The organism is Bermanella marisrubri (assembly GCF_012295615.1).
Lineage (GTDB): Bacteria > Pseudomonadota > Gammaproteobacteria > Pseudomonadales > Oceanobacteraceae > Bermanella > Bermanella marisrubri.
In genome coordinates this window covers 3,320,933-3,341,085 of sequence record NZ_CP051183.1, presented here as the reverse complement: position 1 = coordinate 3,341,085, position 20,153 = coordinate 3,320,933, and the positions used below count along the sequence as shown (strand labels likewise).

General features: G+C 42.9%; 15 protein-coding genes. 2 read left to right on the top strand and 13 right to left on the bottom strand.

Annotated features, from left to right (window positions below; translation table 11 throughout):
- The 12 genes from HF888_RS15525 to glnE form a co-directional block, all read right to left on the bottom strand.
- A complete protein-coding gene (locus HF888_RS15525) occupies positions 1–2,433 on the bottom strand; it encodes a GNAT family N-acetyltransferase (protein WP_007018281.1) in 2,433 nt (810 codons plus the stop codon).
- Between the two features lie 23 nt (positions 2,434–2,456).
- Positions 2,457–3,671, bottom strand: coding sequence for an MFS transporter (locus HF888_RS15520; RefSeq protein ID WP_007018280.1), 1,215 nt, complete (start codon positions 3,669–3,671; stop codon positions 2,457–2,459).
- Positions 3,668–5,008: a lysine N(6)-hydroxylase/L-ornithine N(5)-oxygenase family protein gene (locus HF888_RS15515; protein ID WP_007018279.1), complete on the bottom strand. Its 1,341-nt coding sequence runs from the start codon at positions 5,006–5,008 to the stop codon at positions 3,668–3,670. Before HF888_RS15515 ends, HF888_RS15520 begins: the two co-directional genes overlap by 4 nt.
- A gap of 16 nt (positions 5,009–5,024) precedes the next feature.
- Positions 5,025–6,641 (bottom strand): pyridoxal phosphate-dependent decarboxylase family protein, encoded by a 1,617-nt coding sequence (locus HF888_RS15510; protein WP_007018278.1) that lies wholly within the window; start codon positions 6,639–6,641, stop codon positions 5,025–5,027.
- Positions 6,642–6,902: 261 nt separating this feature from the next.
- Positions 6,903–7,262 carry a histidine triad nucleotide-binding protein gene (locus tag HF888_RS15505; RefSeq protein WP_007018277.1) on the bottom strand — a complete coding sequence of 120 codons (360 nt, stop codon included), beginning with the start codon at positions 7,260–7,262 and terminating at the stop codon, positions 6,903–6,905.
- Between the two features lie 16 nt (positions 7,263–7,278).
- On the bottom strand, positions 7,279–8,085 hold the full coding sequence (locus HF888_RS15500; RefSeq protein WP_007018276.1) for a hypothetical protein: 807 nt from the start codon (positions 8,083–8,085) through the stop codon (positions 7,279–7,281).
- An 89-nt stretch (positions 8,086–8,174) separates the two neighbouring features.
- The gene (locus tag HF888_RS15495) at positions 8,175–9,191 is read right to left on the bottom strand and encodes an ABC transporter ATP-binding protein (protein WP_007018275.1); all 1,017 of its coding nucleotides are present in this window, start codon (positions 9,189–9,191) and stop codon (positions 8,175–8,177) included.
- Positions 9,191–10,711 (bottom strand): ABC transporter permease, encoded by a 1,521-nt coding sequence (locus HF888_RS15490; RefSeq protein ID WP_007018274.1) that lies wholly within the window; start codon positions 10,709–10,711, stop codon positions 9,191–9,193. Before HF888_RS15490 ends, HF888_RS15495 begins: the two co-directional genes overlap by 1 nt.
- Positions 10,708–11,676, bottom strand: coding sequence for a substrate-binding domain-containing protein (locus HF888_RS15485; RefSeq protein WP_207798130.1), 969 nt, complete (start codon positions 11,674–11,676; stop codon positions 10,708–10,710). Before HF888_RS15485 ends, HF888_RS15490 begins: the two co-directional genes overlap by 4 nt.
- Positions 11,677–11,741: 65 nt before the next feature.
- Positions 11,742–12,542, bottom strand: a complete 801-nt coding sequence (locus HF888_RS15480) for a hypothetical protein (protein ID WP_007018272.1) — start codon at positions 12,540–12,542, stop codon at positions 11,742–11,744.
- A 251-nt stretch (positions 12,543–12,793) separates the two neighbouring features.
- The gene (locus HF888_RS15475; RefSeq protein ID WP_007018271.1) at positions 12,794–13,789 is read right to left on the bottom strand and encodes a branched-chain amino acid aminotransferase; all 996 of its coding nucleotides are present in this window, start codon (positions 13,787–13,789) and stop codon (positions 12,794–12,796) included.
- Between the two features lie 66 nt (positions 13,790–13,855).
- Positions 13,856–16,723: a bifunctional [glutamate--ammonia ligase]-adenylyl-L-tyrosine phosphorylase/[glutamate--ammonia-ligase] adenylyltransferase gene (gene glnE, locus HF888_RS15470; protein ID WP_007018270.1), complete on the bottom strand. Its 2,868-nt coding sequence runs from the start codon at positions 16,721–16,723 to the stop codon at positions 13,856–13,858.
- A gap of 94 nt (positions 16,724–16,817) precedes the next feature.
- Between glnE and HF888_RS15465 the strand changes: the two genes are divergently transcribed.
- Both HF888_RS15465 and HF888_RS15460 read left to right on the top strand, forming a co-directional pair.
- Positions 16,818–17,936 (top strand): potassium channel family protein, encoded by a 1,119-nt coding sequence (locus HF888_RS15465; protein ID WP_007018269.1) that lies wholly within the window; start codon positions 16,818–16,820, stop codon positions 17,934–17,936.
- A gap of 175 nt (positions 17,937–18,111) precedes the next feature.
- The gene (locus HF888_RS15460) at positions 18,112–19,683 is read left to right on the top strand and encodes a BCCT family transporter (RefSeq protein WP_007018268.1); all 1,572 of its coding nucleotides are present in this window, start codon (positions 18,112–18,114) and stop codon (positions 19,681–19,683) included.
- A 122-nt stretch (positions 19,684–19,805) separates the two neighbouring features.
- Here the strand turns inward: HF888_RS15460 and HF888_RS15455 are convergent, their stop codons facing one another.
- Complete coding sequence (locus tag HF888_RS15455; RefSeq protein WP_007018267.1) at positions 19,806–20,105, bottom strand: DUF3144 domain-containing protein; 300 nt, start codon at positions 20,103–20,105, stop codon at positions 19,806–19,808.
- Positions 20,106–20,153: the final 48 nt, after the last annotated feature.

The following is a 20,153-nucleotide window of genomic DNA, read 5'->3' as shown; positions in this document are numbered from 1 at the left end:
TTAATTGCTCATAACCATGTCTGATTGATTGGATTCAGTACGTTGGTCTTTTACGAATGGCGCAACAGGGTTATCAAGTGTACCAGCAAACGCAAGGCTATTAGCAGGGTCGCTAAGATCCACCATTTGTTGATTATTGCGCAGTTGCAAACGATTTAAGCATGAATGGGAAAAGGTCTTTTGGAATATATCGTGTTGTGCGAAACGCTGAGATAGTTGTGGCTGACTAGATTGATAGTCATGAATGCAATCACTGACTTTTCGCCAAAATGTGTGCTCAGAGTAATTCGCTTTTTCTAGTAAGATCGCGCTTAAATAACGGAAAAAACCATCAAATATGTCAGTGAATACTGATAGTAATTCCATGCTCTCTGGCATGCTTACATGAATGCGGGCCACATCATCTGGAACGTTTTTATCGCTATTAAGCAGACAGACTTCTTCGCCTATGTCCTTCATGAAAGCATGAACTGGTACATGGTTTTCAAGCGTTAATATGATGTTCTCGCCATGGGGCATGAAGACAATTTCGTGAGCATAAAAACAATGTAAAATTGGCGTCAAATAGGCTTTAAAATATTGACTTAGCCAATCATCGATATTCAGACCAGACGCTTTGATTAATGCTAGTAAATATGCATCACCATTGTGATCAATATGGAGTAAAGACGCCATAGTGGCTAACTGTTGCTGAGGCGTGATCATTGCTGATGGGCTTTCTCTCCATAAACCAGCCAGCATCTTTTTATACGGACTTTGCCCAACATTGGCTTGTTCAAAGTGTGGGTTGCGATAACCTACGGCAGCCAATTCTCTTAAAATAGTGAAGCCGGTTTTCTGGATATAAGGATCTTTGCTTAATGTTTCATGTAGCCACTCGTTAATCGCAGGTGTGGTGCGCATGTAATAAGACGAAAGACCTCGAACAAAACCCATATTGACAATAGATAAGGCCGTTTTTACATAATGCTTATGCGGATGGCTAACATTATAAAATGTACGAATCGACTGCTGCGCTTGATAGGCGTCATCACTATAACCTAAGCAAATAATGTCACCCCGTGCGATGTCAGCGGCATAGATATGGCTAAGCTTATTGAACCATTGCCAAGGATGAACCGGGATAAGTATGGTATCGCTTAGACTTTTTCCTTGTTGAGATAAAAGTCGATCGAATTTTTGAAGTGTCGCTGCATCAAATTCTGTTTCTAACAGTGTTTCATAGTCAAGTTCACTAATTGAAGCAAAGTCCGCGTTGGACTGATTGGCTGCAATCCAAATTAATTTAACTGGGTTTGCGGCTTCTGGTGCATAACGTCTGAAATCAATTGCATCAAATCCAATGCGACCATTATTGGCAATAAAAGAAGGGTGACCTTCATTCATGGAGGTCTCGATTAATTGAAAGTCGGCCTCTAGCAGTGCCTCGCAAGGTATCGCCTTATGTTTTAACTTATAAGCCCGTCCACATAGGCTGCTACTGATTTCTTCTAGGTAGGTAGGTAGCATGGATTCTGCGATTCCCATGCTTTGTTGGAATTCGACAACGAACTGAATCGCATCTAGATCTTGTAGAGAGCCATCCATCCATTTTTCAATACTGTTTTGATCAATTAACCAATGATTGAGATTCATTACGGTCGCGCAAAATCGGTATTCTATATCGCCTAAGTCACTGACTAAGACATAGTGATTATCACCTTTATCATGAATTCGTTTTGGATTAATCAGCCTTTCGTGAGCGAGCTCACTGATTGCTTTCTGGATATGTTGGCGGTTAACGGTGTGCCAACTGGTTTTATCTAGACTCTCTACTGCATCGAATGCGGAAAGTTCATTCGCCTTGTGATTTAGAGGCATATTGGATATGAGTCGTGCTCGTTCAAAATCTGTTTTGGTGCAAAATCCTAAAAATGCCTGCTTGTGTCCAAGGTCAACAATACGTTCATGAATAAAGCCAGCCCGTTGATTAATCCTATGTATTTTCTCATTATTAACATCGGGCTCTACAACCACACGCTTCACTTCTTCATGGCTAAATAGAAAGTCCATGCAGACTGAAAAGATATGCTGGGTAAAACCGTGGATAGGTCGATCAGCAGGGGCTATTAATATATGTAGTCCAATATCACCAAGACATGCATCGTAATGCTTTCCAATATCGTCATGCTTCGGATCATATATTTCTAGAAAGAATTGAACATTTTGGTTGACATAACCAAGGTAGCATTGCGTATGCCCACTGCCAATGAGTTGCTCATAGTCTGCCTTAAGGACTTCTATTGATGAATCAAGATGCCCCCAAAACTTAGCGTATGCTTGGCTAGTCCAACCAAACAAAGTGTCGATATTTTTTTCAAGATCGAATGGCTTAAGTTCAATATCGCCCAGTTCAGTAGTGAGCATATAGCTATTTTTCAAATGCGTTAACATTGTCTAATCCTAAATTTGTTTGGCTAACCGTTTTCAATGGATTGATGCAAAGATGTTGGGTTACTCATATTTGATCTGAAATAGAGCAGTAAAAATATTAATGTAAGTGCGAATCCTAGGATTGCGAGATAGAAAGCCCATTGAATACCCAAGCCATGTACCAGGTTTCCGACTGTGAATGATGAAATAATAATTCCGATGTTTTGCATGAAATGAACTTTACTAAAGTCCTCGCCATACCTTTCGGGTCGACTATTTTCGAATAATATAATTTCTAAACGAACACTCACTTGGAAAAGCGCCCATGCGAAAATGATACGGCCAAGAATTACCGCGATGGAATCAGGCTGAGCCTGAATAAATAAACCAAGCATTCCTATTACAAGCGATTCAGCGATAATGCGTGGATGCGTTTTACATGATGTGTTCTTGTGGTTTATCCATAGACCAATTACCGCAATCCAAGCTGGAATAGCGTATACAAAACTGCTTATTAACTCGCTGGCAAGCCAGGGATTTGTTTGTATACTTTGCCAAAATTGAGTGAAGAAGGGACGAATTAAAAACGCACTGAAATAAAATAATAAAGTTAATACGCCAACGGAAAAAATGGTTGGAGTGAAGCCAAAAATAGAATCACCTGATTGAACTTCATGTTGTTTTTCTATTGATTTAACTTGCTTAAAGGGTGTCTTATACCGAATAATCAAATAAAGACATACCAATACCTGTAAACCATCACTAGCAGCCATGATGAGATAAAGATCTTTGGCGTTTAAAAACTCCAGCGTAAATCCACCCAATACAGCACCGCCAATGGCACCAAAATGCATAAGTACAGCGAATAAACCCACAATACCAAGGTGTTGGTCATTCTCTTCTAATCGCATGACATAGGGATAGATCAATAAATAACTGGCTTTGAATACAAGCATCCCCTGTGACACAATCCAGAACTCCAAAAGCGAACTACTATAAAAGCAAGCGATCCCCAAGCATCCCGCTATGATTTGTGTATAAACCCACAAGTGAAGCTCGTTTATGTAACGTGCTAAGCGTGCCCATAAGGGAAATGCACACATAACGGTAATGCAGCACGCTGCGATGTAGTAGCCCACATGCTGAGCAGAAACATAGTTAAAAGCTTCTTTAAAAAACTGTGGGTAAAACGGTAGCAACATGGTGTCTGCTACTACCGATACTAATGTTAATAGAATTAAGGCATGTTTGAGTTTCATGATGTTAACACTGCCATATCTTCTACAGATTCATTGACGGGGGCTGAAAAGTCTTGAAAAGCGATGCGCTTTTCGATGGGGTAGTATTCGTAACCCAATAGCTCTTTGATAATGTAACTATTTCGATAGCACGCCATACCTAAATCAGGTGAAACGAAACCATGGGTATGTAGTTCAGCATTTTGTATAAAGATGCTGTCCGCGTTATGGTCAATACTGTAATTGCGATTGACTGCAAATCGTCCTTTATTATCCCATTGAATATGCTCTGAAATGGATTGCAAAAATTGAGGAGGTTGATAGGCATAGCCTGTGGCAAAAACGATACCTTCGCTGGTAAGCGTATAATCTTTATCTTGTTCATCTTGAGTAAAACCGAGTTCTACCGCCTCTTTCATTGCCCGACATGTTTTTAGGGTAGAATTGGTCAACAGTCGAGTGGTGAAATCACTATTAAGACGCTTGATATAAAGCAGGTCATAGATGTCATTGATTAAGTCAGTATTGATACCTTTGTAAAGATGCTTTTGTGTAGCAATGAGTTCGTCACGTTTGTCAGAAGGCAAGTTGTAGAAGTAATCTACATATTCTGGTGATGTCATTTCTAGTGTTAACTTGCTGTATTCCAGTGGGAAAAATCTAGGCGAGCGTGTAACCCAATTTAATTCATAACCAAAAGTATCAATGTCTTGTAGCAAATCATAGTAGATCTCAGCAGCGCTTTGCCCACTACCGATTATCGTGATACTCGCCTGCTGCTGTAATTTGGATTTCTGTTGTAAGTATTGGCTAGAGTGTAACGAAAGACTGGAAGTCTCCAGAGACTTTGCCGCTTCAGGTAACCAGGGGGATGGTCCCGTACCTAATACCAGTTTTTTAGTATAAAGTTGTTTGCTATTAACTATATTCTGTTTGCTATCAACCTCGCTGACAGATATACAGTAAAGTGAATCCGACTCGTTATACTCGATAGTTTCAACTCGATGATTGAAACGAACATGATTGAGTTTATCAATGGCCCAACGACAGTATTGATTGTACTCGCGGCGCATTAGAAAGAAATTCTCACGAATGTAAAAGCTATAAAGTCGCCCTGTTTGCTTCGCATAATTCAAGAAGCTTAGTTCATGGGTTGGGTCGGCGAGGGTGACCAAATCTGACATGAAAGGCGTTTGCAGATGTGCACTTTCTAGCATCATGTCTGGGTGCCAATTAAACTCGTTTTTCTGTTCTAGAAACAGACCGTTTAAGTCGTCGATATCATTGGTTAAACAGGCCAATCCTAAATTAAATGGGCCTAAACCTATGGCAATGAAGTCAAATATATTGTTCGTCATGTAGATTTCCTGGAGATTATTTTTCTTGTTCCGCTTCTTGGGTTTGGCGTACTAAAGTTGAAGTTGAAAGCGATGTAGACTGAATGCGGTTGATGTATTCATTGCCTTCATGCTTGATCATGTCAATGATGGATTCAATATCGCTAAGGCTTGTTTCTGGATTCAATAGCGTGAATTTTAGATAGCTTTTACCATCAACTTTAGTGCCTGCAATAACGGCTTCGCCTTTTTTAAATAGGGCTTTTCGAATGTGTTCATTACAGTCATTTAGAAAAACATCATCGGTTTTGCGCGGTTTGACACTGCTATGGGCAGGATGAAAACGAAAAACGAGTGTGCTGATAGCTGGCTGAGTCAGCACATCAATATTGCCATCACTTTTCATTAATTTATGACAATGTTGCGCAAGCTCTATAACGTCGTCAAACATAGCCCCTAAAGCTTTTGCTCCCATGATGCGCAAGGTAAGCCAAAGTTTAAGAGCGTCAAAACGTCGCGTTGTTTGCAAGCTTTTATTCACGAGGTTAGGGGTGCCTTCCAACGTGGCACTGCGTGGATTTAAATAATCGGCATGGTATGAGACATAGGCTAAGCATTCCGGTCGGCGAGTGAAGAAAGCGCCACAGCTGACTGGTTGATAAAACGATTTATGGTAATCCACAGTAACGGAGTGAGCCAGAGAGATACCGGTTAATTTGTGTGAATGCTTATTCGAAACTAATAAACCGCACCCGTATGCGGCGTCGGCATGGAGCCAAAGGTCTTCCTTTTCGCAGAGATAATGGATTTCATGTATTGGATCGATACTACCGAAATCTGTCGTACCCATGGTAGCTACTATGGCAATAGGAATATCTCCGGCGAGCTTGCACGCGTTGATCGCCTCTTTCAATGAATCCATATCCATTTGATAGTGTTCGTCATGATCGACTGCAACGACAGCGTCGTAACCTAAGCCTAATAATGCTGCTGATTTTTGTACGCTGAAGTGGCTGAGTTTAGAAGTAAAAATACGGAAGCGAGAGGCACAGGCAGGTAATCCCTGATGTTTTATCGACCAACCATTTAATTGTTTTTCGCAATAGTGATCGCGCGCCAACAATAATGCCATGAGATTAGACTGGGTTCCGCCACTCGTGAAAATACCATCCGCAGATTGCGCAAAGCCAATGCGTTCTATGGTCCAATCAATCATAGCCTGTTCGATTAATGTGCCACCTGCGCTCTGGTCCCAAGTGTCCACAGATGTATTAATTGAGCTAATAAATAACTCGGCCAAAATTGCTGGGTACACAATTGGACAATTTAAATGTGCAACGTATTTTGGGTGATGAAAATATATGGCATCGTCTAGATAAACGGACGTCAATTCCTGCAATGCTTCTGCGGTACCGTTTAACGTTTCATCTAAATTAATAGAGGCAAAAACTTGAGCTAATTCCCTTGGTGTTTTCCCTGAGAATGGCTGTTGCTTGTCTTGAATAGTGGCCTCAATCAGCCGCAGTCCGTTTTCAATACTATGGCGATATTCGCTAAGATTTTTTTGATTAAATAAAAAGCTTAAGTCTGATGACGGTACAGAGTGATTGATGGGGTGAGATGCTGCCAGAAGGTCTTCGGTTACTTCTAACATGATAATTTTTGTCCTTTTTAGTGAGATAGCGAATGGATAATGTGAGTACTCCCTATAGATAATGCGAAGAGTAATGCAAATGATTCGCAATAACAACTAGTAAAGGGGTAATGCGGATGAATTTTCTATTAAAAAGATGGAAATTTAGGACGAAGTCACAGACTTGGGTGCTCCAGCACGGTCGGTGTCGGTATTGGATTTAGTTAATAAGTGCGGCTAACGAGGAGGGTAGGGAATGTTGATAGCCGCAAAGCCGATTGTTTAACCAGGCGGCCACTGTAAAGTGCGACCACCAATGACATGGTAATGAAGGTGAAATACGCTCTGGCAGGCACCTTCTCCATTGTTGACGACCAAACGAAAAGCATCACCAACGCCTGCATCTGCAGCCACCTGATTCGCCACTAAATTTAAGTGGCCCAGTAAGACCATGTCTTCTTTAGAGGCATCACATAATCGTGGAATGGGTTTTTTAGGGATCACCAAAATATGGACTGGGGCGCATGGGTTAATGTCTTTAAATGCCAAGCATTCATCGTCCTCATAAACGATATCCGCGGGGATTTCACGACCAATAATTTTACTAAAAATAGTTGGATCGGATGGTTTGGGTTTGCTCATGGTATCTCCCGTTTAATTATTTAGGGGTGAGGCGATCTCTCCAACTCATCACATCTTTTAATCGGTTATACCAAAATGGTGCTCCCAGTGAAATGAGTATGGTACTAAATACAAGACCAAGCCAGTTGAGCAAGGTCTGTGCATTCCATTTTGCATAATAATCTTGCCAGTGTTCTGGTTGAACTTCAAAGTTAAGGGACATGAGTTGCGTAGGGATCACGGGTTGCTCATGGCCATGATATTGGTCAGCAACTTTGGGTATGGGTTGTCGCAAGAGTTGTTGCGCGGTCAAATTTAATTGCTTGCGATAGTAACTATCATTGTTTAAATCACTTAATAATTGAAAGCAATTCACTTGAAACAAAAAGCACAAAACAAAAGCGGTAATGATACTGAGTTGATGCATCCACTGAGTGAAGCGTTGACGCATAATACTTTCTAAAGTAGAGAAATAATATTCTACTTTAAGGCATAGTTGTTCTCGTTCTTCGAGGGTAAGACCTTTACAGTTATTGATGATATGTTTGAATTCGTCTAGACCAATGCTGCTTAACTTAACCTTGTTGATGCTCAGTTTGAGGGGGAAGGCTGTTGCAAAAAGCTGATCCGGGGCTCGTCGATCCATATCAGCAATCAGTGCATTGAGTTGCGACTCTTCTAAATAGTCTACTTGCTTTAAAAATGTGACCAATACTTTTTTAAGATTCTTTAGTCGCAAACTAAAAAAAGTTTGTATGCCATGGACAATTGCGGTGACCAATAAACTAAACAACAGCATAATTGAGGCAAATCCGATGAGGATGCCAAGTATGTCCATGAGCATAAGTGCTTATCCTTATAGCAGTCACATAACGGAATGGTTTGAAATGCTATAAGTCTACCAGTTAAATCTTGAGGCTGGCAGTAACAGTGCTAATTATGGGCAAATATCTGTAATGGGTGTTGTGTGAAGATTCGCACGCTGACACGCTCGTTGATATCGATCTTATTTTCGTGGTGGCTGCGCACCTTGATAGTTTCACCATTGTCCATGATAACTGAATATAAACGGGCACTGCCCTCATAGCGCATCCATTCCACCTGACCGTTGCCAATATCGTCATGTACAATGGTTAAGTCATCAGGGCGTAATAGAACATCCACTTCGTTTTGATCAGCTTCGGTGGGGTAATAAGCGGCATCGCCTATACTGGTGGCGACACGTTGCACATCTCGATTGCATTCGCCAGTGACAAAGCTCGCTTCGCCTAGAAATCGAGCGACAAATTTATTGTTCGGCTGACTGTAACAGATTTCAGGGGTATCCAGTTGCTCAAGTACTCCGTGCTTTAAAATACCTACGCGATCGCCCACAGAAAGCGCCTCTTCCTGATCATGGGTTACCCAAATAGCAGGTATAGCGGCTGCTTTTAACGCATTGCGGATTTCCCAGCGCAAATCGTCTTTCAGTGCGGCATCTAGGTTTGATAAGGGTTCATCCAATAATATAAAGTCAGGTTCATGTGCCAGAGTTCGTGCAAGAGCTACACGCTGCTTTTGTCCACCAGATAACTGATGGGGCTTGGCACGGCGAATGGTTTCTAGCCCCAATATATTTATCCAACGATTTACTTGAGTTAGCTCTTTGAGGCGGAAACCGATATTTTCTTCCACAGTTAAGTGAGGGAACAAAGCAAAATCTTGAAATACCATGCCCACATTGCGTTTTTCCGGAGCGATATGATTCTTAGCGGTGGCACACCATTTGGGGAGAGCAATTTCACCGTCGCTAATCGGAATCAAGCCGGCTAGAGATTTTAGTATTGTTGTTTTGCCACAGCCTGTTGGACCAACAAGCATCATTATTTCGTCTTTACCTAATTCAATATCTAAGTCAGAGACGACTTTTTTGTCACCATATTGAATGGAAAGTTTGTTAACTTTTAGCATTAGTGACGCTGTTCCTCATTGAAGCCGAGTTTCTTACCGCCTTCGCCTGTAAACATTAACGCTAAGCCAAGAGCGGATATTGCGAACAAAATTAAGCCGGGAATGGCCGCCATACCAAAATAGCCAGCTTCATAAACTCGCCATAGGTAAGTGGCAAGCGTTTCGAAACCGGTGGGACCTAGTAATAAGGTCGCGGGCATTTCTCGCATGACTTCTAAAAAGACTAGGGCAGCACCGGCTATTAAACCTTTGGTTGTTAGAGGCAGCGTCACTCGTCGAAATGCTTCACTAGGAGGAGCGCCTAAAACTCGGGCAGCATTGACCAAACTATTATCTAAACGTTCTGTAGTTGAGCGGATGGTGCCGACCGCCAAGGGCAAAAATCGAAGTACGTATGCCAATATTAATAGTGCCAACGTTTGATATAGAAATGGCAATTGCAAACCTAAATAGACCAACGCCGTACCCATAACAATACCTGGAATACCGAACCCCATGTAAGTAATGCGTTCCAATATCTGGCCAATACGGCCTTGAATCGCTGCGTAGGCTACAGGCAATGCGAATAGAACAGTGAATATTGCGGCCAGTAGTGAGGCGAATGCAGAGTTCCATGCGTATTCAAATTGAAAATTACCTGCACCATCACGGAATAACCATAAAAAGAAAACAGAGAGGGGAATCAGAATGGCACATAAAAAGACGGGAAGGGCGACAGAAAGCATTAAGCCTATCTGCGATTGAGTAGGCCAAAAATAAAGATGCCTGCCAGGTTGCTCCTGAGTACCCTTTACTTTCGCCTCTAAAAATAAAACTAAACCCACAATGGTCATTAGTTGTAGCGAGAGCATGGCTGCTTGGCTTAAACCAAAAGCGTTGTATTCAACAAAAATGACCCGCGTAAATGTATCTAAGCCGAGAATGGCAGGTGTGCCAAAATCAGAAAGCGCATACAGTGCTGACAACAGTGCCCCTGCGGCAATCCCGTTTTTAATTCTGGGTAATATTACTTTGAAAATACTCAAACTTAATGACATTCCCAAGGTTCTTGCAGCGTAGAACTGGCTTGCATCAAGACTGGCAAGAGACGCACGTGTTGTTAGCATGACAAAAGGATAGGTATACAGCACCATGATAAACGTACTACCTGCCAACCCATAGACCGAAGGCGTATTAATACCGAGGAGTTGCTCAACTTCCCCACCGGGGCCGAACGCTGCATAAAAAGTAAAGGCTCCTAAATAACTTGGTAAAGCTAAGGGTGCAGCAAATAAAACCAGCCAAAACCGATGCCAAGGTAATTTGATATAGGTGGTTAACAGCGCCAATGGAATACCAACTAGGATGGAACCCAGAGCAGTAAAAACCATGAGCAGCAGTGTATTACTTAAAATATCTAGATTACGTGAATCAAAAAAAGCTACGTCTGAACTGGCCAGTAAGACTAATACCAAGACAGGGGAAAATGCCAATAACGCTATGAAAAGTGCTAGCGGATATGACTTAGGCCAGGATTTCATAAAACGCCAGCTTTACGCATTAGGTTTAGTGTCGGTCGTAAATCAGACAATTCTGTTAAGTCGACTTTAGGTGGCGCCAGTTGATCCATACTCGGTAAACCTTGTGGAGAAGCAATGCCTTGTACCATTGGCAGCTCATAGGCTTCGCTGGCAAGAAAGGTTTGTACCTCTTTGGTTAATAAATAACGAATAAAATCGACCGCTGTTTTATTGTCATTCAGTGCAACGATGCCAGAAGCGTTTATCAAGCTGCCGGCATCATTCTGTGTGAAGGCTAAATCCACATTGGCATTAGGCTTGCCTTTTTTTAGACGTAACGTGTAATAATGATTAGCTAAGCCTACGTCTACCTCACCGCGTTCTACCGCCATGACCACACCCAATTCTCCCGCATAACGAGTGGCATGTTGTTTCATTTGTTTTAACCAATTGAGGGTTTTTTCCTCACCGGAGTGTAGACGCATGGCCGTAACAAAGGATTGAAACGATGCATAGGCAGGTGCCCAAGCGATGCGTAACCCTGAATTAGGTAGCGCAAAAATATTATCAGGAATATCGTTTGCGTTCCGGGTTTCACTATTAAAAGGTAGAGTTCTTACACGACCACTGATGGGTGTCCAATGGGAAAATCGAAATTGCGGTAGCAATTGTTGACGCACATCATTGGGCACCGTAGTGGCTAAACCTGCATCCACGACCATACCAATGGCGCCCGAATCCACAGCCCAAAATAAATCCGCTCGACGAATACCCGCTTTGGATTCTGCCATAATGGCGTTTGCTAAAGCGGCAGTTGGGCCTCGGCGGATATTAAGCGTAAATTCAGGGTTACGTTCTTGTATTGCATTGAGCACATCTTCATATAGACCGCCTTCTCCACGCCCAAGGTACAAGGTTAACTCGCCTTTCAATGGCGGTAGACTTTCAACTGAAGTCGCATTAACAGAAGTCATCTGTTGGGCCATGACCGGCACAGGTGAGCATAGGAGGGCAACCATCAAAATCTGAAGAAATGCTCTGAGTTGCATATTTAGAATACGTCCTTCTGCTTGGCGTTATTTTTAACCAACTCAATGGCTTTATCTAATTTAGCTTCCATGGTTTTAACAGCACCGCGGAGTTCGTCTGTGCTAACTTTACTTTTAATGGTTTTCGGCAAGACTACGTTAAAATCTTTTTCTAGGTCTTCAACCAAATCAGCATTTAGAGTAATAAGTTCACCCTCTACACCTTCAAATAGATTTAAATATGCCTCATGCACAATAGTGGATGATTCGTCATAGGCTTTTTCTGCAAATTTAGCGACGGCTTTATGTAAACGATTTTTTACCGCTTCTAGAGTTTCTACAGAATTAGAAGGCGCGCCTTCGCGCAATTGTACGACCTCTAGCAATCCTTTATCTTGATATACAGCAGCTAATTTAACAGCACCCAGTGATTGCCAAAGGGTGTGTTTTAATTGACGATATTCATTGCGTACATCTGCCACGGGTTTTTGCTGATCAACAGCTTCTTTAACACCATATAGTCCCTGCCAGATTTCGGCATAAAGTTGGATGTAATTGCTTTCAATGGCTGCGTGAAACTGTACAGCCTCCCAATAATCGACAACTGCGCCGGAATTGGCGGCTTTTGCACCTTCAGCTTCGTAGCGTTCAACAATGCCGCCGACTTTTTTGATTACCCAAACAACCTCTTCTTCATACTTTTCAACATTGTCGGATAAGTGGTTTACATGCTCGCCAATTTCTCCGTTTGCCATGGCAAGTTGATTTGTTAGTAGGAGAGTAATTGCGGCGACAAGATTAACGATCCAAGGGCTCTTTATCATGGGAATATCCTGTTACGTTGAGTATTTGCGTGAAGGTTTGAGTTGTTTAGGTTGATTCAAATAGCCCAAACCCACTATCGAGTGAAGAATGATTGAGTTTCGCTAATGATAACTATTCTCAGTATTGGCGTAAATACTTATCGTAAAGAATCTGCAATATTGGTCTTGTTGAGGAGAATCTGATTTGTAAAAACTAAAAAGCCGCTTATAACCGCGGCCTTTTACTTTGAACGCACTGAGATCGGATGGTGTTAGATTTTGTGCAACCAACCAAATTTGTCTTCGGCTTTGCCCCATTGAATATCATTCAAAGCTTGACGAAGCTTCAAAGTGGTTGCTCCGGGCTCACCAGAACCGACGGTAATTTCTTCACCATTGTGAATCAGCGTACCGACAGGGGTCAGTACTGCAGCGGTACCACTTAAAGCGGCTTCCGTACCTGGCTTTTGCGCTCGTTCAATTAGTTCATTGACAGTGAAGTCGCGTTCAGTGACCGTCATGCCTAGATCGCGGGCAATAGTTAGAATCGAGTCACGAGTAATGCCATGTAAGAATGAGCTATCTAAGCCTTTGGTGATGATTTCATTACCATCAATTAGGATAAAATTGGCAGCCCCTGTTTCTTGAACATCGCCGTTAGGACAGAACAAAACTTGATCCGCTTGGCATTCATTCTTAGCGCGAGCAATGGGCCCCAGTGCGCTTGCATAGTTGCCACCGCTTTTGATCATACCCATGTGCGGCGCGCAACGCATGCCGTTTTCTTCAAGCAATAGGCGTAACGGTTTAACACCACCGGCAAAGTAATCGCCTACAGGGGATAGCAAAACGTAAAGTAGTGAAGTTTCAGACGAAACGGCCGCTTTACCAATGCTGGGTTCGGTACCGATGTGGGTTGGGCGAATATACATAGAGCCCGGAGGTGCAGGCACTTCATCTGCGTAAAGAGCGACGATCTCTTTGATCATGTCACCCAGCTGCTGCTTGTCGATAGATGGCAAAAATAACAGATCAGTACTTTGTGCCATGCGCTCGATATTAGCATCCATACGGAAAACGTTGACGCTGCCGTCCTCGTGCTTAAAGGCTTTTAGGCCTTCAAAGCAGGTACTTGAGTAATGCAAGACGTGGGCACCGGGGTGCAATTCTAATTTGTCGGATGGGACAATGCTGGCGTTTGCCCAAGCCTGGTTTTCGTATGTTGCCAATGCCATTTTAGGCATGAAAACGGTTCCAAATGCGGCCATTACCTATTCCTAAACTCGTGCGTCGCCATTAGTAATCCCATGACGACGAATAATTCGTTGATGCATCTATTGCGCTGAGTCCATGATTTGTGTCCAAAGCGTTTTGACCGTGTCAATGTGGGTGGGTAACCCAGCTTGGCTAAGCTCATTGGGCTCCAGCAGTAACTTTTGGTTCTGCAAGGCGCGACGATGGGCCAATGAGCGGTAGGCAATGTAAGCTTGAATCATGTCATCGCTTTGCTCAGCAGTCATTATGTGGTCGGCTGCTAAGGTTTCCAATAATCGTATGTTGTCAGTCCATGTCAGTAGGTCTGGGTGCTGAGCACAATGAGCGAGCACGAGATACTGTACGATAAACTCGATATCAACGATGCCACCTGCATCTTGTTTCAGGTGAACTTGGTTTTTGCCTATGCTTTGGGACCCGAGATTATCGCGCATTTTTTTCCGCATTTCTCGCACTTCTTGCAGGAGTTGCTGTGGATTTCGGGATTTTGTCAGGATTTCCCCTCGAATTTGACCAAATTTCTGAGCTAAAGTGTTATCCCCACAGATAACCCTTGCGCGAACGAGGGCTTGGTGCTCCCAAGTCCAAGCTTCTTCGTGTTGGTACTTGGTGAACGCGGATAGTGAGGCGACGATCATACCGCTTGCGCCGCTGGGCCGCAGACGCATATCCACTTCGTATAGTTGCCCTGCGCGGGTAGTTGTATTTAGGATGTGAATAAGTCGCTGGCCTAAGCGTGTATAAAATACGCCATTTTCTAACTCTCGTTTGCCAGTCGTGTATTTATTAAGCGTTGCGTTATGCAGAAATACCAGATCTAAGTCACTGCCATAGCTTAATTCAATGCCGCCCATTTTGCCGTAGCCTAAAACGACGAATTCAGGAGAGTGTACGGCTTCTCCGCTTGCATTGGTTGGATAGCCATATTTCTCCACCATTTGAGCCCACGCTAAACTTAACGCCGTTTCCAAAACGGTTTCTGCTATCCAAGTTAAATGGTCACTGACTTTCATTAAGGGTAATACGCCCGTAATGTCGCTCGCGGCAATTTGCAGTTTGTGGGCTTTATTAAAATGTCTCAATGCATCCATTTGTTCTTCTAAGTCCAGCTCATCAATGCGTAATAATCGCTGGCGGATATCCGCTTGTAAGTCGGCTTTATCGCTGGGACTATAAAGGTGGCTTGGATGCAAAAGTTCATCTAGCAGTATCGGACTTTCGCTAATACTATGGGCGATGAAAGGACTTGCCTCACACAATCGAACCAATTGCTTCAAGGCATTAGGGTTTTCCGTGAGTAATACAAGATACGCTGTGCGCCGAAGAATAGCTTCAATTAGAGGGATAATTCGCTCTAAGGTTGTTATGGGGTGATCTAGCTTCCAAATTTCATGCAACAAAAGCGGCATCGTTTTATTCAAACGTTGAATGCCAATAGCCTGCATTTTGTGTTCACTTTGATCTCTTAAACGCTGTAAAAGAGTTTGAACCTTTTCACTATTCGCATCGTGCTGCTCCTCGCTATCATTCAACCAGATACTTTGCCAACGCTCCGTTTCTGGATCACTTTCTTGCTCTTCTTCTTCGGCGACAATATTCGCAAAATGCTTGCTTACTTGTGCGCGGTGTTCTTGCAGTTGATCTAATACGGATTGCCAAGAATCTAAGCCTAAATAAATAGCCAATCGTTGTTGATCTATTTGATTATCCGGTAGCGTTTGGCTTTGCTCATCTTTAAGGGCTTGAATGCCATGCTCGACATTGCGTAAAAAAACATACGCATTGAGTAATTCATCCACCGCATCCATTGGTAGGTAACCGTTATCTTTTAAGTAACTGTAAACTTTAAAAATATTAGGCTGTTGTAAATCAATTTCTTGACCACCACGGATCAACTGGAACGCTTGCGCAATAAATTCAACTTCGCGAATACCACCACTACCGAGCTTCACGTTCGTATCTAGCTTACGTCGAATCGTTTCTTGCTTAATGAGGTTCTTCATATCACGCAAGGATTCAAATGCACCAAAGTCCACATATTTTCGATAGCTAAATGGGCGCAAAATTTCCATTAGACTGTCAATGTGCTCAGGGCTACCGGTAATGGCTCGCGCTTTAATCATTGCATAGCGTTCCCATTCGCGACCTTGGTCATGATAATAGTTTTCTAAACTATTGAAGTTCATGGCCAAAGGGCCTGACTGACCATAAGGGCGCAAACGCATGTCGACGCGATACACAAAACCATCCATGGTGATCTTGTCTAAGGATTGAATCAATGACTGACCGAGTTTTGTAAAAAATTCTTGGTTGCTAATACTGCGCTGTGAATCACTACTTGTTTGAGTGTCGCCAGATTCACTATAAGCAAAGATTAAGTCGATATCACTGGATAGGTTTAACTCGCCAGCCCCCTGTTTCCCCATGGCAATAACGATAAGGCTTTGTGCTTCGCCACTATCTTTGCCAGTCGGCTGGCCATAGCGTTTGATTAATTTATCTTGTAGCCATTCCAGTGAGCAACGGATGCTAACGTCAGCAAGCATGGTAATTTCACTGAGTAGGGTTGATAACTTTGTAAGCCGGTTCAGGTCACGATGAATAAGTCTAATTTGATGCTGGCGACGAAACTGACGCAAGGCTTTATGCAATTCATCCTCGCTGGCGCAATTTTTCAGTAAGTATGCAAGGGAGGAATGGAGTTCGCTGTAATTTAAATCATCGTGTAGAAATTCGGTATTAAATGCATTGATTGCGTCACTAGGAAAACGTTGGCAAGCGTCGAAAACAAAGTCACTGATGTAGAGAGTTTTAGTTATGTCGTCTTTATTGATGACATCTTGTGGAATATTGTGTTCGTCGGTAAGTGCTTTTAATTGCGTTTGCCTTTGCTCAAGAAAGTCGGAAGGCAGCATTTGTGACCACATAATAGCGGATCCTTGAAGAAATCCATGGATAATAATTGAGCTTTAACCCATATTTATGACATAGTTAAAGCATTACACCTATCTTAGTTGATCTATGAGAAAACCCATCTTTCGGTTTAACCCCATAAGTCATGCCATTGTGCGTGCCGACAAAGCAGATGTGATTCTGCTGAAAAAAATCAAGCGTACAATCGCTGTGTTGGCCTTGCTATTAACTTCGCATGTTGTGGCCATGATCATATTGGAGAACATGACGCCTTGGCAAGCGGTGTGGTTGACCTTTACCACACTAACGACAGTGGGTTATGGCGACTTAAGCGCGCAAACGCCATATGGTCAAGCCGCGACTATGATTCTAGTTTATGTCTCGGCGATCACTATCGTAACTTTATTGGTGCGTGATTATGTAGATTATCGCATAGCACGTAGTGAACGAATTCGTAGCGGACTTTGGAATTGGAATATGGAAAACCATATCGTCATCATTAATGCACCTAAATATAATGCAGATCGTTTTTTTGAGCGTTTGGTTTTACAAATTCGCGAAGACGATGAATACAAAGATACAGGTATTCTGTTGCTGAATCATGAATATCATATGGGACTACCTTCAGTATTAAAGGATTTACACGTCCGCCATATTACGGGGAGCCCCTCTCAAGAATCTGATTTGTCAAAAGCCAATGTAGCAAAAGCAAGACATATATTGGTTTTGAGTCGAGACGAATATCATGGCGATAGCGACAGTATCAGTTTTGATACCGCTTATCGTCTGGCTCATCAAAATTTGGGGCATTTGTGTATTGTTGAATGTGTGGAAGACGCTAACCGTCCGCGTTTAAGAGAGTTGGGCATAAAAAGCATATTGCGGCCCATTCGCTCATATCCCGAAATTTTAGTTCGCGCCATGGATGCTCCAGGCAGTGAGATGGTTATCGAAGATATGTTTACGCGTCGCGATGATCACCCAGAACGCTACCCTATTTGGTTAGAGGGCGAACGTTGGTCTGATGTAGTCAGTGCAATGATTCAAGGTAATATTGGAACGCCCATGGCGTTTGTGAACAAAGATGGCCAAGTATTTGTTCATCCAAAATGTGATGACCACGTGCATGGTCAGAGCTTAATTATTTTCGTAAAAAGTGACGATATGCCAACACAGGAAGAAGTACAGGCAGCATTTCACCGATATTTTACACCGTCAGCCGTTTAATTAATTAATTATTAGGGTAACGAAGAATAATCGTTCAATTCCTAAACGATGATCTAAACTGATATAACTTTAGTGAATATTCACTGGGCAATTTCCCGATTAATTTGTTACATCGGTTGAGAGCTGCCTATTAAATCTTTACAGTAATTAGGTACATTCATCTGAGGGAACCTTAATGGCAAATACCGACGATAAGTATCATATCGACAATACCGACTATACGGTCGGGCAAGACAACGTACAAAAATGGGGTTTTGATGTTCATAACCCTGTTTTTGGTATCAGTGCAGGTCTCATTCTTATTTTCTTGATAGCGGTTTTAGCCGTGGAACCCGCCACCGCTAAAGGCGCTTTGGATGGTTTGAAATGGGACATCATCGCGAGCTTTGACGCTCTGTTCATGTGGTCTGGCAATATTTTTGTTATTTTCTGCCTCGCTTTGGCTTTGTCCCCTTTGGGTAAGATTCGTTTAGGTGGCGACAATGCTGTGCCAGAGCATTCTAGATTATCTTGGTTAGCCATGCTGTTCGCAGCGGGTATGGGTATTGGCTTGATGTTTTGGGGCGTTGCCGAACCCGTTGCCTATTTCACTGGCTGGTACGAGACGCCGCTCGGCGTCGAACCCAATACCCCGGAAGCTGCCCGATTAGCTATGGGTGCAACCATGTATCATTGGGGTCTACACCCGTGGGCGATTTATGGTGTGGTTGCACTATCTTTAGCATTCTTTGCTTATAACAAAGGCTTACCTCTTTCTATCCGTTCTGTGTTCTATCCGATTCTAGGTGATCGCACTTGGGGCTGGCCTGGTCACGTGATCGATATCCTTGCGGTATTGGCCACGCTATTTGGTCTAGCCACGTCTCTAGGTCTGGGTGCACAGCAAGCTTCTGCGGGTATTAACCATGTGTTTGGCACCGAAGGCGCAGTTGGCTTACAGATTCTAGTGATAGTAGGTGTAACCCTGCTCGCTATCGTATCTGTTGTTCGTGGTTTAGAAGGCGGTGTTAAGCTATTGAGTAACGTCAATATGCTGATCGCATTTGCTTTACTGCTGTTTGTTGCCATTGCTGGCTTTGCCATTGCGCTTGGTAATATTCCAACAACCCTTGGTGCGTACATTGAAAATATTATCCCGCTTAGTAATCCTCATGGTCGTGAAGATGAGGCTTGGTTCCAGGGTTGGACTGTATTCTATTGGGCATGGTGGATTTCATGGTCGCCATTTGTAGGCATGTTCATCGCGCGTGTATCGAAAGGTCGTACCATCCGTGAGTTCATAACAGCGGTTCTACTTGTACCAACATTGGTGACGGTACTGTGGATGTCTATCTATGGTGGTATCGCTATCGATCAAGTATTGAATGGTATTGGTGCTTTGGGTACTGATGGTTTAACGTCGGTTGAGCTAGCCATGTTCCAGATGTTTGAAGGTCTACCAATGAGCACTCTGCTATCAGTGGTAGCGATTGTCTTGGTATTGGTATTCTTCATTACCTCTTCGGACTCAGGTTCATTGGTAATTGATAGCATCACTGCCGGTGGTAAGATTGATGCGCCTGTACCTCAGCGTGTATTCTGGGCATCTATCGAAGGTGCAATTGCAGCAGCCTTGCTATGGATTGGTGGTACCGAAGCCATTCAAGCCTTGCAAGCCGGTGCAATTTCAACGGGCTTACCGTTCACCTTTGTACTGCTGCTCATGTGTGTAAGCTTGCTAATGGGCTTGCGTACAGAGAAGCGCTAAATGCTTTTTTATTGATAGCCCTTCACTTTAGAAGGGCCATGATGCAAGCATTAAAAAACCCGCTAGATCCTTATTAAACAGGCATCTAGCGGGTTTTTTAGTATCTGCAAATTGAGATAGATTTACTTCAAATACTCATCGTATTTTTCAACGTAATCTTCAAGGTTGGCTTTCAACATGGCGGCATATTGTTGAGTGAAATACTCAAGGGCTTCCCCTTTATTTAAATCCGCTTCTGCTTTGTCTTTAGCACTGGCTGTAACAATGTGCGCATTGAAACGCGCAGCTGCGTATAACAAGCTGGCGCTGACTTTACCTGGTTCATGATCTTTGATTAGCTCGTTGGCAAGTTGAATAAACTTGTCGGTGCGCTTAAAGAAATCTGGGTCCATTTGTTTCGCAGTTTGTTCCTGCTCTGACATAGTTACCTCAATGATGATTAGTATGTAAAAGAGTATGCTCGGCAGCGA

Coding starts and splice junctions, on each gene's coding strand:
- HF888_RS15480 (WP_007018272.1), bottom strand. CDS start 12,542: ATGATAAAGAGCCCTTGGATCGTTAATCTTGTCGCCGCAATTACTCTC.
- HF888_RS15520 (WP_007018280.1), bottom strand. CDS start 3,671: ATGAAACTCAAACATGCCTTAATTCTATTAACATTAGTATCGGTAGTA.
- HF888_RS15525 (WP_007018281.1), bottom strand. CDS start 2,433: ATGTTAACGCATTTGAAAAATAGCTATATGCTCACTACTGAACTGGGC.
- HF888_RS15510 (WP_007018278.1), bottom strand. CDS start 6,641: ATGTTAGAAGTAACCGAAGACCTTCTGGCAGCATCTCACCCCATCAAT.
- HF888_RS15485 (WP_207798130.1), bottom strand. CDS start 11,676: ATGGCCCAACAGATGACTTCTGTTAATGCGACTTCAGTTGAAAGTCTA.
- HF888_RS15515 (WP_007018279.1), bottom strand. CDS start 5,008: ATGACGAACAATATATTTGACTTCATTGCCATAGGTTTAGGCCCATTT.
- HF888_RS15500 (WP_007018276.1), bottom strand. CDS start 8,085: ATGCTCATGGACATACTTGGCATCCTCATCGGATTTGCCTCAATTATG.
- HF888_RS15455 (WP_007018267.1), bottom strand. CDS start 20,105: ATGTCAGAGCAGGAACAAACTGCGAAACAAATGGACCCAGATTTCTTT.
- HF888_RS15495 (WP_007018275.1), bottom strand. CDS start 9,191: ATGCTAAAAGTTAACAAACTTTCCATTCAATATGGTGACAAAAAAGTC.
- glnE (WP_007018270.1), bottom strand. CDS start 16,723: ATGTGGTCACAAATGCTGCCTTCCGACTTTCTTGAGCAAAGGCAAACG.
- HF888_RS15505 (WP_007018277.1), bottom strand. CDS start 7,262: ATGAGCAAACCCAAACCATCCGATCCAACTATTTTTAGTAAAATTATT.
- HF888_RS15490 (WP_007018274.1), bottom strand. CDS start 10,711: ATGAAATCCTGGCCTAAGTCATATCCGCTAGCACTTTTCATAGCGTTA.
- HF888_RS15460 (WP_007018268.1), top strand. CDS start 18,112: ATGGCAAATACCGACGATAAGTATCATATCGACAATACCGACTATACG.
- HF888_RS15475 (WP_007018271.1), bottom strand. CDS start 13,789: ATGGCCGCATTTGGAACCGTTTTCATGCCTAAAATGGCATTGGCAACA.
- HF888_RS15465 (WP_007018269.1), top strand. CDS start 16,818: ATGAGAAAACCCATCTTTCGGTTTAACCCCATAAGTCATGCCATTGTG.